This is a genomic window from Lentzea sp. NBRC 105346 (assembly GCF_030269605.1).
Taxonomy (GTDB): Bacteria; Actinomycetota; Actinomycetes; order Mycobacteriales; family Pseudonocardiaceae; genus Lentzea.
In genome coordinates, this window is the sequence record NZ_BSTQ01000002.1 from 120,948 (window position 1) to 136,760 (window position 15,813).

5 protein-coding genes are annotated in these 15,813 nt (G+C 68.9%); 3 read left to right on the top strand and 2 right to left on the bottom strand.

The window, feature by feature from the left end:
* Positions 1 to 20 precede the first annotated feature (20 nt).
* Positions 21 to 1,382, top strand: coding sequence for a glucosaminidase domain-containing protein (locus QSK35_RS04910; RefSeq protein ID WP_285742733.1), 1,362 nt, complete (start codon positions 21 to 23; stop codon positions 1,380 to 1,382).
* On the opposite strand, the gene QSK35_RS04915 is transcribed toward QSK35_RS04910, so the two are convergent.
* Together QSK35_RS04915 and QSK35_RS04920 are read right to left on the bottom strand one after the other, a co-directional pair.
* Positions 1,379 to 5,026, bottom strand: coding sequence for a cytochrome P450 (locus tag QSK35_RS04915; RefSeq protein ID WP_285742735.1), 3,648 nt, complete (start codon positions 5,024 to 5,026; stop codon positions 1,379 to 1,381). The genes QSK35_RS04910 and QSK35_RS04915 overlap by 4 nt on opposite strands.
* Positions 5,023 to 6,732: a fatty acyl-AMP ligase gene (locus QSK35_RS04920; RefSeq protein WP_285742736.1), complete on the bottom strand. Its 1,710-nt coding sequence runs from the start codon at positions 6,730 to 6,732 to the stop codon at positions 5,023 to 5,025. The genes QSK35_RS04915 and QSK35_RS04920 overlap by 4 nt, the downstream gene beginning before the upstream one ends.
* A 660-nt stretch (positions 6,733 to 7,392) precedes the next feature.
* Here QSK35_RS04920 and QSK35_RS04925 point away from each other — a divergent pair.
* Together QSK35_RS04925 and QSK35_RS04930 are read left to right on the top strand one after the other, a co-directional pair.
* Positions 7,393 to 9,003, top strand: coding sequence for a PfaD family polyunsaturated fatty acid/polyketide biosynthesis protein (locus QSK35_RS04925; RefSeq protein ID WP_285742739.1), 1,611 nt, complete (start codon positions 7,393 to 7,395; stop codon positions 9,001 to 9,003).
* A gap of 8 nt (positions 9,004 to 9,011) precedes the next feature.
* Positions 9,012 to 15,809 carry a type I polyketide synthase gene (locus tag QSK35_RS04930; protein WP_285742741.1) on the top strand — a complete coding sequence of 2,266 codons (6,798 nt, stop codon included), beginning with the start codon at positions 9,012 to 9,014 and terminating at the stop codon, positions 15,807 to 15,809.
* Positions 15,810 to 15,813 lie beyond the last annotated feature (4 nt).

The window sequence follows — 15,813 nt, forward strand, 5'->3', positions numbered from 1 at the left end:
CGATCCGGAAAGGACTGATCATGAAGACCGCAGCAGCAGCTCTGTTCATCGCGCTCGCCGTCACCGGCACCGCGCACGCCGCGCCCACCGACATCAACCAGCAGGAGACCCGCGAGATGGCGATCGCCGGGTACCAGGACGACTTCATCGCCCAGGCCGGACCGAACGCCCAGGCCGTGCAGGCCGAGTACCGGGTCCCCGCGTCCGTCGCCGCCGCCCAGTCGATCCTCGAGTCCAACTGGGGCCGCAGCAAGCTGAGTGTCAACGACCGCAACTACTTCGGCTTCAAGTGCACCAGCGCCGGCAACCCCGGCCCGATCGCGACCGGCTGCCACCAGTACTCGACGCAGGAATGCACGCCCGAGTGCCACACCACGACCGCCTACTTCCGCGTGTACGCCAGCATGCGGGACTCGTTCCGCGACTACGGCCGGCTGCTCTCCACGAACCCGGTCTACGCCCCGGCGTTCGAGTACACCAACGACCCCGACGAGTTCGCCCGCAAGATCGGGTCGAAGTACGCGACCGACCCGGACTACGCGAACAAGGTCATCACGCTGATGCGCAACTGGAACCTCTACCGGTTCAACAGCGGCGGAGGCACCGGGGGCTCTTCGCTCAGCGGTGACGGCAAGGCGGACATCGCCGTGGTTCTCGCGGACGGTCAGGTCAAGGCGTGGCGCAACGGTGCCGGGTTCGCCGCGATGCCGTGGGACGCCGACGCGATGATCGCCAGCGGCTTCACCAACGAGAACCTCCACTTCGCCGACCTCGACGGTGACGGCGACAAGGAGATCATCACCGTGCTCGCCGATGGCCAGGTCAAAGCGTGGCGCAACGGCGGCACGTTCAAGGACATGCCGTGGGACGCCGACGCGATCATCGCCAGTGGCTTCACCAACGAGTCGCTCCACTTCGCCGACCTGGACGGCGACCGCAAAGCCGAGATCATCACCGTACTCGCGGACGGCCAGGTCAAGGCCTGGCACAACGGCGCCGGCTTCGCCAACAGCCCCTGGGACAACGACGCCATCATCGGCACCGGGTTCACCAACGAGTCACTGCACTTCGCCGACCTCGACGGCGACCGCAAAGCCGACATCCTCACCGTCCTCCCGGACGGCCAGGTCAAGGCCTGGCACAACGGCGCCGGCTTCGCCAACAGCCCCTGGGACAACGACGCGATCATCGCCAGCGGCTTCACCAACCAGAGCCTGCACCTGGCCGACCTCGACGGTGACGGCAAGGCCGACATCGCGACCGCTCTCGCCGACGGTCAGGTGAAGGCCTGGCACAACGGCGCCGGGTTCCACGACATGCCGTGGGACGCCGACGCCATCATCGCCAGCGGCTTCACCAACGAAGGCCTGCACCTCATCTAGACGCTCAGCACCAACGACTCCAGGCCGCGCAGCGCCGGGTCGGGCCGGAACACCGGCTCCGGCCCGGCCAGTCGCAGTTCCGGGAACTTCCGCGCCAGCATGGGGAACAGGATCTGCCCCTCCATGCGGCCCAGCGCGGCGCCGATGCAGAAGTGGATGCCCGAGCCGAACGTCAGGTGCGTGACCGCGGACGAGCGCCGCAGGTCCAGCCGGTCCGGGTCCTCGTACTGCGCCGGGTCGCGGTTCGCGGCACCGAGCACCGGGAAGATCAGCTCGCCCGCCCGGATCACCCGGCCGGCGACCTCGATGTCCTCGGTCGCCATCTGCGGCGTGATGATCGGCGCCGGGCTGTCGTACCGCAGCAGCTCCTCCGCCGCCGTCACGGCGATCGAGGGATCCACTCGCAGCAGGGCGTACTGGGAAGGGTTGCGCAGCAACGCCAAAGTCCCGTTGCCGATGTAGTTGGCCGTCGTCTCCAGCCCCGCGTTGATCAACGCGATGACGTTGACGATCAGCTCCTCGTCGGACTCCCAGTGCCCGCGGTCCCCGAAGAGGTCACCGTCGTCGTCCGCCACGCGCAGCTGCTCGGACAGCAGGTCGTTCCCGGGAGAACGACGCTTGTCCGCGATCAACGCGTGCAGGTACTCGACGAGGGAATCCATGGCCGCGCTCGACAGGTGAGCGATCGCGATCGGGTCCTCGCCGAACTGCGCCTCACCGAGCGTCTTCATGACGTCGGTGCCCCACTTCATCAGCTGCGGCTGGTCCGCACGCGGGATGCCCACCAGGTCCATCACGACGCGCGACGGGAACGGGTAGGCGACCGATGTCATGAAATCGCCGCCGTCAAAGGAATCCAGCAGCTCCGCACAGGTCTGCTCGATGACGCCGAACCGTTCCTGCATGGCCCGTGGCGTGAACGACCGGTTCATCAGCTTGCGCAGCCGCGTGTGCGACGGCCGGTTGCTGAACGGCAGCGACGAGTCCAGGCGCCGGATGAACGGGTTCATCGACTCGAGGACCTCAAGAGGCAACCGCGTCAGCAGCGTCGCCGTCGACGGCCGCACCACGGTCGGCCGCCGCAGCACGTCGGTCACCTCGGCGTACCGGGTGAGCACCCAGCCGTCCAGCGCCTCGTCCCGGTACACCGGCGCGAGGTCGCGCAGCAGGTGGTAGAAGGGGTACGGGTCGGCGAGGAAGTCCGGGTTCATCGGGTTGATGTGGATGGACGACTCGACGTTCAACGCACGCGGCGGCGGGGGCGGCGGGATCTTCGCGATCGCCGTCATCACCGCGTCCGCCAGCGACTTCAGGCACGGCGGCACCAGCGCGTTGAAGTGGTCGCCCGCGACGTGCACGACCTCGAGCGAGCCCGTCTTGACGCGTTCCCAGCCGTTGGCCGCGTCGTCGAGGAACAGCTCGATGTGCCGGTCGTCCTTGAGCACCTGCGGGAAGCCGCCGTCGGCCTTGATCAGCGTGATGTCCAGATCGGACGGTGCGGGCTCGTACCGCGTGATCGCCTCCACCTGCGCCTGGTAGACGCGCATGATGTTGGCGATGTGTTCCTCGACCGGCAGGTTGCCGGACGCGCCGAGGAACCGGCCGAGCTGCTCCCGTTGTTCCGCGGGCGACAACGACTGGTCGACGCGGCGCCGCGGGGCGTCCTTGTCGCGGAACGCGTACTGCCGGATCGTCCACAGCTCGTCGATGATCGCGGCCTCGTCCCACGGCGGGTCGAGCTGGCCGGGCACCGCCGGGTAGGAGTCGATCATGATCACGCGGGAGACCTGCTCACCGCGGGCGCGCAGCTGCCGGCCCACCTCGTAGGCGACGATGCCGCCGAACGAGTGGCCGCCGATGACGTACGGGCCGTACGGCTGGATCAGCTTGATCTCGTCGATGTACCGCGCCGCGAGGATCTCGACCTCGTCGATCGGCTCCTCGGTGCCGTCGAAACCGGGGCCCTGCAGGCCGATGAACGGCTGCCCCTGCCCCATCGCCCGCGCGAGCGGCAGCAGGTAGTAGGCCGCGCCGACCGCGCCCCCGATGCAGAAGAACGGCCGCTGCGGCGTGAGCGACAACGCGAGCTTCGGCTGCCGCTGCTCGACGACCTCGGGTTCGGCAACCGAGACCTGTTGCGCGGCAAGGTGTGCGGCGACCGCGTCGACGGTCGGCAGTTCGAGGAACAACGTGTGCGGCACGCGGAACCCGAGCCAGTCCGACAGCGCGGACTGCAGGGTCGCCACCGACAGCGACTCCAGGCCCAGCGAGCTCAGCGGGGTGTCGGCGCTGATCGACCGCGGGGACACCCGCAGCTCCAGCGCGATGTGCTCCAGCAGCCAGGCGCGGATGGTGTCCGCGGTGATCGCGCTCTTGGGCACGACGCCCTCGCGGAAGAACCGGTCCACCACGTCGTGCGCGTACGCCATGTTGCACTCGACGAGCTCGAACGCCTGCAGGCTGCCGACGTGGTACGTGTGCCGCTGTCCCTGCAGCAGCTCGATGCGGTCGAGCACGCCGTCCGCGAGCTGGTCGGTGGTGAAGTGCGGCATGAACTGCCAGCCGCGCTGCGCGTGCGGCGTGCGCATGGCGCCGCCCATGTCCGCGAGGTCGCGCCGCAGCTCCTCGGACACGTCGAGGCCCTCGTGGCCGTCGACGCCGTCCAGTTCCGAGGCGCCGTAGGAGTAGCACGCGTAGACGTCGGTGTCGGCGTAGCGGTGGTGGAACGACACGCAGTGCCCGGCGCGGTCGGAGTGCACCGTGTTGCGTTCCACGAGTGAGAAGGCGTTGTGCGGCAGGCCTTCCGCGGAGCACATCGTGGTGTAGTAGTCGAGGTAGCGGACCTGCCGGGCGAGGTCGCGTTCCTCGTCGCACGCGTCGAGCGCGGGCAGCACCTGGTCGATCGGCACGGTGAGCACGAGCGCGTCGGCCTCGATGACCTCGTGGTCGACGCGGATGCGCACGCCGTCCTCGTGCCGTTCGATGCTCTCGACACGCACGCCACAGCGCACGTCCCCCAGCTCGGCGGCGACGCGCTGCCACAACGAGCCGAAGCCGCCCTTGATGGTGAAGCTGCCCGCGTGGCCCAGCAGGTCGCGCGTCGACGACAGCAGGCCGGTCATCTCGGCGTACTTCACGAAGTACAACGCCGGGATGTCGCGGTCGAGGTAGCCGTACCCGGCGGCGGTGTAGCCGGTGCCGAGCGACTCGGCCATCTCCTCCAGCCGGTGCTCGCGCAGCCACTCACCGATCGGCGTGCTCAACGCCTTGGCGGAGTGGGCGAGACCGGGGTCGCCGATGCGCGGGAATTCCTCCGCGCGCAGCTTCGTGTAGCGCTGGAACACCTCGCGGGTGAAGAAAGCCGAGCTCTGCGGCCGTGACTCGGTGCCGTCGAACACCCGGTGCGGCGTGGTGTCCTCGGTCTCCATGCCGAGCTCGGTGACCAGCTCGGCGAGCCGTTCGTACTTGGTGGTGCAGACGTGGCCGCCGAGGTCGTAGGCGTGGCCGTCGATCTCGATGGACGCGCACTTGCCCGCGATGGTCTTGGCCTGTTCGAGCACGATGACGCGGTGGCCGGCCTTCTCCAGCTCGCGCGCGGTGGTCAGACCGCTGACGCCGGCTCCGATGACGCAGATGGTCTTCATCCGGCGGTTCCTTCCAAGTAGGCCTGGCGGCACGCGCGGCGGCGGATCTTGCCGCTGGTGGTCTTGAGCACCAGTCCCTGCCGGCCGACGACGACCTCGGCCACGAGCTGATGGGTGGCGAAGAGGCGTTGCCGGACGGCGTCGGCGATGTCGGCTCGATGTTCGTCGGAGGGCTTCTTCTCCTTCGACTCCACGAAGATGACGAGCTTCTCGCTGTCCTCGCCGGGGACGCTGAACGAGGCGAGGCCGCCGGGCCGGATCTCCGGGTGGCTGTCGCGGACCGCGTCCTCGATGTCCTCGGGGTAGAAGTTGCGGCCGTTGATGATGATGACGTCCTTGTGCCGTCCGGTGATGTAGAGCTCGTCCTCGTGCAGGAAGCCGAGGTCGCCGGTGCGCAGGTACTCGACGTCGTCGCCGGGCAGGGTGGCGTGGAACACCCGCCGGGTCTCGGCCTCCAGGCCGTAGTAGCCGAGCGCCGTGGTGGCGGCGTGGACCCAGACCTCGCCGACACGGCCGGGTTCGCACGGCAGCAGCGTCTCCGGGTCGACGATGCGGACGCGGCCGCCGGGCTTGGTCATCCGGCCGCAGCCCATGAACCGGGTGCCGCCGGGTGCGATCTTGACCTCACCCCGCTGCAGCGCGTGCTTGTCGAGCGTGAGCTCCCGCTTGCCGCCCATGGTCACGCTGACCGTGGCCTCGGCCAGGCCGTACGCGGGATAGAAGGTGTAGCGCTGCAGGCCGCTGGGCCCGAACGCGCGGTAGAACGAGTCCACAGTGGAGGGCCGGATCGGCTCCGCGGCGGACATGACGACCCGCAGCGAGCTCAGGTCCCACGCGGCGCGCTGCGCCGGTGTCGTCTTGCGGACGGCGAGCTCGAACGCGAAGTTCGGCGCGGCTGTGTGGGTCGCCTTGACGCGCGACATCACGTCGAACCAGACCGACGGGCGCTGCAGGAACGTCAGCGGCGACAGGAGGTGGGTGTGCGAGTTGCCCGCGATCGTGCTGATGATGCAGCTGATCAGCCCGAGGTCGTGGTACTGCGGCACCCAGAAGACACCGCGCGTGCCGTCACCGAGCTCCAGGTCGCGCGCGTTGGAGCGGACCTCCTCGCTCAGGTTGCCGTGTGTGATGATCACGCCCTTGGGCGCCGCGGTGGAGCCCGAGGTGTACTGCAGCAGCGCCGGTTCGTCGGCGTGCGCCGGCTCGTGCCACTCGAACGCCCCGCCGGCCGGTCGGCACTTGTCCGTGCGGTGCCAGCGGATCCGGGGCCAGCTGGGCTTGGTCTTGTCGAACAGGCCCGTGACCGCGCCGACCGTCCGCGCGCGTTCATAGGTGGAGTTGGTCAGGACCGCTTGTGGCTTGCAGCTCTCCACGATGCGGTTGAACCCGACGAGATCCTGCTTGAGCCGCATGGGGTTCGGCGGGTACACCGGCACCGGCACGACGCCGGCCGCCATGCAACCCAGCAACGCTCGCACGAAGTCGGGGCCTGGCGGGTAGACCAGCACGGCGCGATCACCGGGCAGGAACCCCCAGGCGCGCAACGAGGAGGCGATCATCTCCGCCGAGTCCGCCAACCCGGCGACGGTGATCGTCTCCTCGTCGCGCCCACGTTCGTCGACGAACGTGAACAGCGGCCGCTCTGGCTCGCGATTGCGCAACGAACAGAAAGCGGAGAGCAGGGAATGCTCGGTGCTTGTTTTCATCTGGAGCCCGATCCGTCAGAACCGTAGAACAACGAGACACAGACGAAAGCAACGTCTGAAGCTTTTGACCGGGACCGTAGCAACCGAGACGGCCCGGTCAAAGCCCGAGATACCCGATTGGCTGATCGCCGTTACGGTTGCACCGCTCACCGCAAACGAAACAGCGCGTCAAGGTGAGACAAGGTTCTTGACTTCCGGACAACCGAGTACTTTTGGATACCGTTGTCCTGTCGATCGAAACCGACAGACTGTCGATTCCATGTCACACGTCTGACCAGCGGATACATAACATTGAGTACTCCATTTGACGTACCAAAGATTGTTCGTTTGGGCACGAAGAGTGCAGCTGGCGGACGCTGTTGCGGCCATTGGCAGGCATCCAGTTGAGACGTAGCAGGTCCGCTCGACCGCTCGTCGCAAATCTGGTGCCAATTGAGACGAGATGTGGCCGTTGGATACCTATTGAGACAACGGCTCCCCCCTTCGTGTGATTGCACAGAAAAGCATCGGGAAGTCAATATTTCTGCGGTAGCTTCGGCCCCGACTAGAGATACATTTGTCTCCATTGGGTTCGAATGGACCCAAATAAAGTGAAGTCGAGCAGGCATGTTCCCACTCCGCCAGGGACTGACCCGCACCTACTTGTCTGGAGTGACGGAAGTGCTGGCCTATTCTCCCGACGCACGAGCGGTTTTGCCGTCGATCTCCGAGTGGAGTGCGGGCACCCCACGGTTCAGCCCGGACGCCATCGCGGCGGCACTGCAACGCTGCCGGGACCCCCTGCACATCATCGCGGGCGACGAGGGCGTGGGCGTCGCGGTCGACGGTGTGGCCGCCGGTCCGGGTGAAGGCACTCACCGGCTGTTGGGCGTGCTGCCCCCGCTCTACCCCGAATGGCTGGGAGACCGCTCGTTCTGCACCACTCACAGTGTGCGTTTCCCTTATGTCGCAGGCGAGATGGCCAACGGCATCGCGACGACGCGCATGGTGATCGCGATGGCGCGCGCGGAGATGCTCGGCTTCTTCGGCGCCGGCGGTCTGGGGTTCGAGGCCGTGGAGCGCGCGGTCGACGAGCTGGTGTCAGAGCTCGGGTCCCAGGAGCAGAACTGGGGCGTGAACCTGATTCACTCGCCCAACGAGCCCGAACTGGAGGAGCGCGTCGCCGATCTGTTGCTGCGCCGCGGGGTGCCCAAGATCTGCGCGTCGGCGTTCATGGGCCTCACGCCCGCGGTCGTGCGGTGTGCGGCGGCGGGCCTGCGGCTCGCGGCGGACGGCACGGTGGTGCGCCGCACCTCGGTGTTCGCCAAGGTGTCCCGGCCGGAGGTGGCCGAGAAGTTCATGTCCCCGGCGCCGCAGGAGCTGCTGAACGTCCTGGTGGCGCGGGGACAGCTGACCGCCGACGAGGCCGCCTTGGCGGCTCGCGTGCCGGTGGCCGAGGACGTGACCGTCGAGGGCGACAGCGGTGGTCACACGGACAACCGGCCGCTGGTGTCGTTGCTGCCTGCGGTACTCGGGTTGCGCGACGAGTGCGTGCGGAAGTTCGGTTATGCCCGGCAGATCCGCGTCGGCGCGGCCGGCGGGCTCGGCACGCCTTCGTCGGTGGCCGCCGCGTTCGCGCTGGGTGCGGCCTATGTCGTGACCGGTTCGGTGAACCAGGTCGCGGACGAGTCCGGACTGTCGGCGGACGCGAAGTCGATGCTCGCTGAGGCCGACGTGGCGGACGTCGTGATGGCGCCGGCGGCCGACATGTTCGAGCTCGGCGTGAAGCTGCAGGTGTTGCGGCGCGGCACGATGTTCGCCGGCCGCGCGCAGCAGCTGTACGACGTGTACCGCTCGTGTGCCGGGCTGGAGGAGATCCCGGCCGCCACGCGGGCCCGGCTGGAGCGCGACGTGTTCCGCGCGCCGCTTTCGTCGGTGTGGGCCGAGACCGAACGGTTCTGGCTCTCGCGTGATCCCGGTGAGGTGGAGAAGGCCTCCCGTGATCCAAAGCACCGGATGGCGCTGGTGTTTCGTTGGTATCTCGGGAAGTCCTCCCGGTGGGCCATCGAAGGCGACACCTCGCGCCGGACGGACTACCAGATCTGGTGCGGCCCCGCGCTGGGCGCGTTCAACCGCTGGACGCGCGGCAGCTTCCTCGCGGCCGACCGGCCGGTCGTGCAGATCGCACTGAACCTTCTGGAGGGCGCCGCGGTCCTGACCCGCGCCCACCAGGCCCGTTCCTACGGCGTCGCGGTGCCGGCGCTGTCGTTCACCCCTCGCCCTCTTTCCTAGGAACCACCATGAACTCCACCGTTCCCGTCGCCGTGGTGGGACTCGGCGCGTTCACGCCGGGCGCTTCCGACGTCGCCGGTTTCTGGCGCACCGTGCTCTCGGGCCGCGACATGATCACCGACGTACCCGCGTCGCACTGGCTGATCTCGGACTACTACGACCCCGATCCCAGCGCCCCGGACAAGACCTATGGCCGGCGTGGCGCGTTCCTCTCGCCGGTCGACTTCGACCCGCTTTCCTATGGCGTGCCACCGAAGTCCGTGCAGGCGACCGACACGACGCAGCTGCTGTCGCTGATGGTCGCCGACGCCGTGCTGCGGGACTACTCGGGTGAAGTGGACCGCGACCGCACGTCCGTCATCCTCGGCTCCGCGCCGCTGGAGCTGCTGTACAACATGGCGTCGCGACTGCAACGTCCCGTGTGGCTGAAGTCGTTGCGCGAGGCCGGTGTCGCCGAGTCCCTGGCGGTGGAGGTGTGCGACCGGATCGCCGCGCACTACGTGCCGTGGCAGGAGGCGTCGTTCCCCGGCATGCTGTCCAATGTGGTCGCCGGCCGCATCGCCAACCGCTTCGACCTGCACGGCACCAACTGCACGACGGACGCCGCCTGTGCCTCCTCGCTGGCGGCGGTGTCGGGCGCGGTGAACGAGCTGTCGCTCGGGGTGAGCGACATGGTGATCACCGGTGGCGTCGACACCCTCAACGACATCTTGATGTACATGTGTTTCTCCAAGACACCCGCGCTGTCTCCCACCGGCGACTGCCGCCCGTTCTCCGACTCGGCCGACGGCACGATGCTGGGCGAGGGCCTGGTCATGTTCGCGCTGAAGCGGCTGGCTGATGCGGAGGCCGCGGGTGACCGGATCTACGCGGTGATCCGCGGCATCGGCACCGCGTCCGACGGGAAGAGCACGGCGATCTACGCGCCGCTGCCTTCGGGGCAGGAGCGCGCGCTTTCGCGTGCGTATGTTTCGGCCGGCTACGGGCCCGACACCGTGGAGCTGGTCGAGGCGCACGGTACCGGGACCGTGGCCGGTGACGCGGCGGAGTTCGCCGCCCTGCGTTCGGTGTTCTCGGCTTCCGGACGCTCGGATACCCAGTGGTGCGCTTTGGGATCCGTGAAGTCGCAGATCGGTCACACGAAGGCCGCGGCGGGTGCGGCCGGGATGTTGAAGGCCGTGTTGTCGTTGCAGCACAAGGTGTTGCCGCCGACGATCAAGGTGGATACGCCGAACCCCGCTTTGGACCTGGAGTCGTCGCCGCTGTACCTGAACACCGCCGCCCGCCCGTGGGTACGCTCGGCCGACCACCCGCGGCGCGCGTCGGTGTCGTCGTTCGGGTTCGGCGGCAGCAACTTCCACCTGGCGCTGGAGGAGTACACCGGGCCGACGCCCGCCTATCGTTCGCGGTCGATGCCGTGCGAGCTCGTCCTGTTCAGCGGCACTTCGGTGGACTCACTGGTGCCTTCGTCGTTCACCGGCTCGCTGGCGAGCATCGCTCGTTCGTCGCAGCTGTCGTTCGACGCCTCTGCTCCTTGCCGCTTGGCCATTATCGCCACCTCGGTTGAGGATCTTTCTTCGAAGGCTTCACAGTTCGCTTCCCGGCGAACCTCTCTGCCCGGTGTCTGGTACAGCTCGGGTCCGGCCGCGGGTCCGGTCGCGTTCCTGTTCCCCGGCCAGGGCAGCCAGTACGTCGGCATGGGCGCTGACGTGGCGATGCACTTCCCCAGCGCCGGTGCGGTGTGGGACGACGCTGCCTCTCTCGGTCTGCACAATGTCGTGTTTCCGATTCCGGCGTTCTCTGAATCTGAACTGGCGGCGCAGCAGGATCGTTTGACGGCAACGGAATGCGCCCAGCCCGCCCTGGCTCTGACAAGCCTGTCCCTGTTGTCTGTTTTGGACTCTCTTGGGTTGCGAGCTTCGTTCGCCGGCGGGCACAGCTTCGGCGAGCTCGTGGCTTTGCACTACGCCGGGGCACTGTCTGTTTCATCTTTGCTCGCTTTGGCGCGCCGGCGCGGCGAGCTGATGCGCGATGCCGCCTCGACGCCCGGCGCGATGCTGGCGGTGACGGCGTCGCGTTCGTCCGTCGAGTCGGCGTTGTCCGGTGTCTCGGACTGGTGGATCGCCAACCACAACGCGCCTTCGCAGGTGATCATCTCCGGTTCGCTCGAGGCGATCTCTTCGGCTTCGTCGCTGCTGGCGTCGTTCAACCCGCAACGCCTCAACACCGCGACGGCGTTCCACAGCCCGATCGTGTCGTCGGCCAGCGCTCCCCTGCTGGAATTTTTGTCTACTATGGATGTCAGCGCTTGTTCTCTTCCCGTGTACGGCAACGCTGATGCGGCCGTGTATCCGTCGTCGGCCGACGAGATCCGGTCGCGGGTGGCGTCGCACCTCGCCACGCCGGTCGACTTCGTGGCGCAGATCGAGGCCATGTATGCCGCTGGGGCGCGCACGTTCGTCGAGGTCGGCGCCGGTTCTACCGTGTCGCGCCTGACTTCGCGCATTCTCGCCGACCAGCCCCACGTCGCGGTGAGCCTGGACCGCAAGGGGCGTGACGGCGTGACGAGCCTGTTCGACGCCCTGGGGCAACTCGCCGTTGCGGGTGTCGCCATGGATTTCGCGGCCCTGTGGGCCGATTACGCGCCCGAACCGGAGGTTGGCGCCAAGCCGAGGATGACGTTGGCGATCTCCGGCGCCAACTACGACCGCCCGTACCCGCCGGTGAACGGCGAGGCCGAGCTCCCGCCGCCGAACCCGGTCGCAACTGCTCGCGCCGATGCTGCCGCATTCGGGCTCACGGCAGGGTTGTCCGGGGCCGCCGCAGGAGTGTCCGCGCTCGCCACCAACCCTGCCGGGCTCGACGCCGCATCCGGCATCCCCGCCGCATCCGGGCCTGCGGCGGGCGGCCCTGGGCTCGCGGCGACCAACAGTTCCCGCGCAGCGGCCGCCACCCCAGCGCTCGTCACTTCCGGTTCCCCCGCCGCCGCACCGCAAACGACCCCACAGCCCGCAACTGTGCCGCCAGCCCGACTGGCCGAAGGAGCACCGGTGACGCTGCCCACCGCCCGCCTCGGCGCCGCACCCCTCGCCGCCACCACGACGTCGCCGACCATCGCGGCCCCGGCCGCATCACCGACGACCGCTGCGTCGCCGGCCGTCTCCGCACCGCCCGTCGCGTCGCCGGCCACCGCAGCACCTGGCGCGTCGCCGATCCTCGCCCCCGCCGCACCGCCGGCCGTGTCCCCCACCGCCGCGCCGACGGCCCTCACCTCATCTTCCCCAGCCGACTCCGGCTGGCTCGCCGCCTACCAGGACCTGCAGCGCCAGACGGCCGAGGTACACGCCGCCTACCAGCAGGCGATGACCGAGACCCACCTCAGCTACCTGCGCGCCACCGAGGCGGCCCTGCGCAACCTCGCCGGCTCCGACCTCCCGCCCACGGGTCCCGTACTCCCGACAGCCGACTCCTTCCTCCCCGCCGCCCCGCCCGCGCTTCCTCTTTCGCGGAACGAACCGATCGCGGCACCGGTTCCCGCGCCGGCGGGTCAACGGCCCGTTGACGAACCCGACTTCCCGACGGCCCTCGCAACCCCGCCTGCCACGCCGCCGCCACTCCCCCTGCCGACGGCGCCGCCCGCTCCGACGAACGATCTCCGCACCACTCTCCTAGAGGTCGTCGCGGACAAGACCGGTTACCCGGCCGACCTGCTCACCCCGGACATGCAGCTGGAGACCGACCTCGGCATCGACTCCATCAAGCGCGTCGAGATCCTCTCCGCGCTGCGCGAACAGGCCCCGCACCTGCCCGAGGTGGACGCCGCCGAACTCGGCAAACTCCAGACCCTCGGCCAGATCGCCGCCGCCTTCGGCACCACTTCGGCGCCCCCACCGGCACCCGACCTCACCACCACAGCAGCCTCGGCACCCGACCTCAACACCACCCTGCTCGCCGTGGTGGCCGACAAGACCGGCTACCCGGCCGACCTGCTCACCCCGGACATGCAGCTGGAGACCGACCTCGGCATCGACTCCATCAAGCGCGTCGAGATCCTCTCCGCGCTGCGCGAACAGGCCCCGCACCTGCCCGAGGTGGACGCCGCCGACCTCGGCAAACTGCAGACCCTGGGCGAAATCGCCGCCGCCTTCGGCGCTACGCCCGCACCGGCAGCCAACGTCACTACCACCGCGGCCCCAGCCGCCCTCACCATCCCCGCCCCGACCACCCCGGACCTCAACACCATCCTGCTGGCGGTGGTCGCGGACAAGACCGGCTACCCGGCCGACCTGCTCACCCCGGACATGCAGCTGGAGACCGACCTCGGCATCGACTCCATCAAACGGGTCGAGATCCTCTCCGCGCTGCGCGAACAGGCCCCGCACCTGCCCGAGGTGGACGCCGCCGACCTCGGCAAACTGCAGACCCTGGGCGAAATCGCCGCAGCCTTCGGCACCACCCAGGCGCCGGCACCAGCCGCATCGGACCCCACCACCACGATCCCGGCCGCACCCGACCCGACCACGCCGGACCTCAACACCATCCTGCTCGCGGTGGTCGCGGACAAGACCGGCTACCCGGCCGACCTGCTCACCCCGGACATGCAGCTGGAGACCGACCTGGGCATCGACTCCATCAAACGGGTCGAGATCCTCTCCGCGCTGCGCGAACAGGCCCCGCACCTCCCCGAAGTCAACGTGGCAGACCTGGGCAAACTCCACACGCTCGGCGAAATCGCCCAAGCCCTCGACACATCCCCGACAACCACACTGAGCCGACAGGTGGTCCGGATGGTGCCGGCCCAGGCCCCAGGCCTGAGCGTCGCCGGGCTCACCGGCCGCCTCGTCGTCACCGACGACGGCCACGGCACGGCCGAGCAGGTCGTCAGTCTCCTGGCGGACCTGGACGTCAAGGCCGAAGTGGTGACCGAAGTGCCGCAGGACGCCGACGGCGTCATCTTCCTCGGCGGCCTCAAGGACGGCGACGTCATCCACGAAGCGTTCGAAGCCGCGCGCAGGGCGGCCGGCAAGAAGCTGTTCGTCACCGTGCAGGACACCGGCGGCGACTTCGGGTTGAGCGGCAGCGCGCCGGACCGGGTCCGCCACGGCGGCATCGCCGGGCTCGCCCGGTGCGCGGCGCGCGAGTGGCCGGACACCGCGGTGAAGGTGATCGACGTGCGACGCGACGAGCACACCGCGAAGCACATCGTCGACGAGTTGTGGCGCGGCGGCGACACGCTCGACGTCGGCATTCGCGACGGGGCGCGGTACACGGTCGCGACGGTCGAGGAGCCCGTCGGGGACACCGCACCGATCAGCGGCGTGATCGTCGCGACCGGCGGGGCGCGGGGCGTGACCGCGGAAGCGCTCATCGAGCTGAGCAAGCAGGACGTCAAGCTCGTCCTCATTGGACGGACGCCGCTGGAGCCGGACGAGTTCGCCCACATCACCGACGAGAACGAGCTCAAGCGCGCGGTGATCACGGGCGGCGGCTCGCACGCCACGACGCAAAAGATCCTGGCGGCACGGGAGATCCGGCGCACGCTTGAACGGATGCGGTGCGAGGTCCGTTATGAGGCGGTCGACGTCACGGACGCGACGGCGCTCAACGAGAGGCTCGACCGCGTCCGCGCGGAGTGGGGTCCGATCACGGGCATCGTGCACGGCGCGGGCATCCTCGCGGACCGGCGCATCACCGATCTGAGCGTCGAGGAGTTCGACCGCGTCATCGACACGAAGGTCAAGGGGCTCCAGGCGTTGCTCGACGCCACGCACGACGACCCCATCACGCACCTGTGCCTGTTCTCCAGCATCGCGGCGCGCGCGGGCAACGCCGGGCAGAGCGCGTACGCGATCGCCAACGAGGTGCTCAACCAGGTCGCCGGCGCCGAACAGGCGAAGAACCCGGACCGCAAGGTCGTCTCCATCGCCTGGGGCGCCTGGGCGGGCGGCATGGTCACGCCCAGCCTGGCGCAACACTTCCACAGCATCGGGGTTCCGTTGATTCCGCTCCGCGAAGGCGCCGAGCAGTTCGTGAAAGAGCTCACCGGCCAGGGACGTGCCGCGCAGGTCGTCATCGCACCGCACGGCACGGCCTCACTGACCGACGAGGTGCGCACGGTCAAGGCCGACGTCCGGCTGGAGCACTTCCCGGTTCTCGCCGACCACGTCATCGAGGGCACGCCGGTCGTGCCGATCGCGCTGGCCGTCGAGTGGTTCGCCGCGGCCACCGGGCACGACACGCTGCTCGACCTCACCGTGCTGCGCAGGATCACCGCCGAGGACGGCGTGATCACGTTGCGCGGCAAGGGGAACACGGTCGAGCTGAGCACGGGCGTGCCGCACTATCGCGCCGTGCTGGGCACGCCGTCGGACAAGTCGCGACAGTGGAATGCGAAGACTCCCAACGAGAAGACGTCCTACGACGGCTTCCCGTTGTTCCACGGCCCGCGGTTCCAGGCGATCACCGATCACGTCGTAACCAACAACGACGCGACGGCGAACGTTGTCGGGGCGCGGCGGCTCGGGTGGGATGGCGACCACTGGCGCACGGACCCGGCGGCGGTCGACGCGTGCCTGCAGCTCGCTCTGTTGTGGGGCAAGGAGGTCTTCGGCGGCAACAGCCTGCCGATGGGCGTCCGCGAGTTCCGGCTGCACCGGCCGGGCCTGCTCGACGGCGGCGCGCGATGCGTGCTCAACGGCGGCGTCGTGCACGACGGCCGCGCCGAGTGCGACGTCGCCATCGTCGACGCCGACGGCGAGGTCCGCGCCGAGCTGTTCGGCATCTCCATCGTCCGCCGGCCCCAGTGAGTGT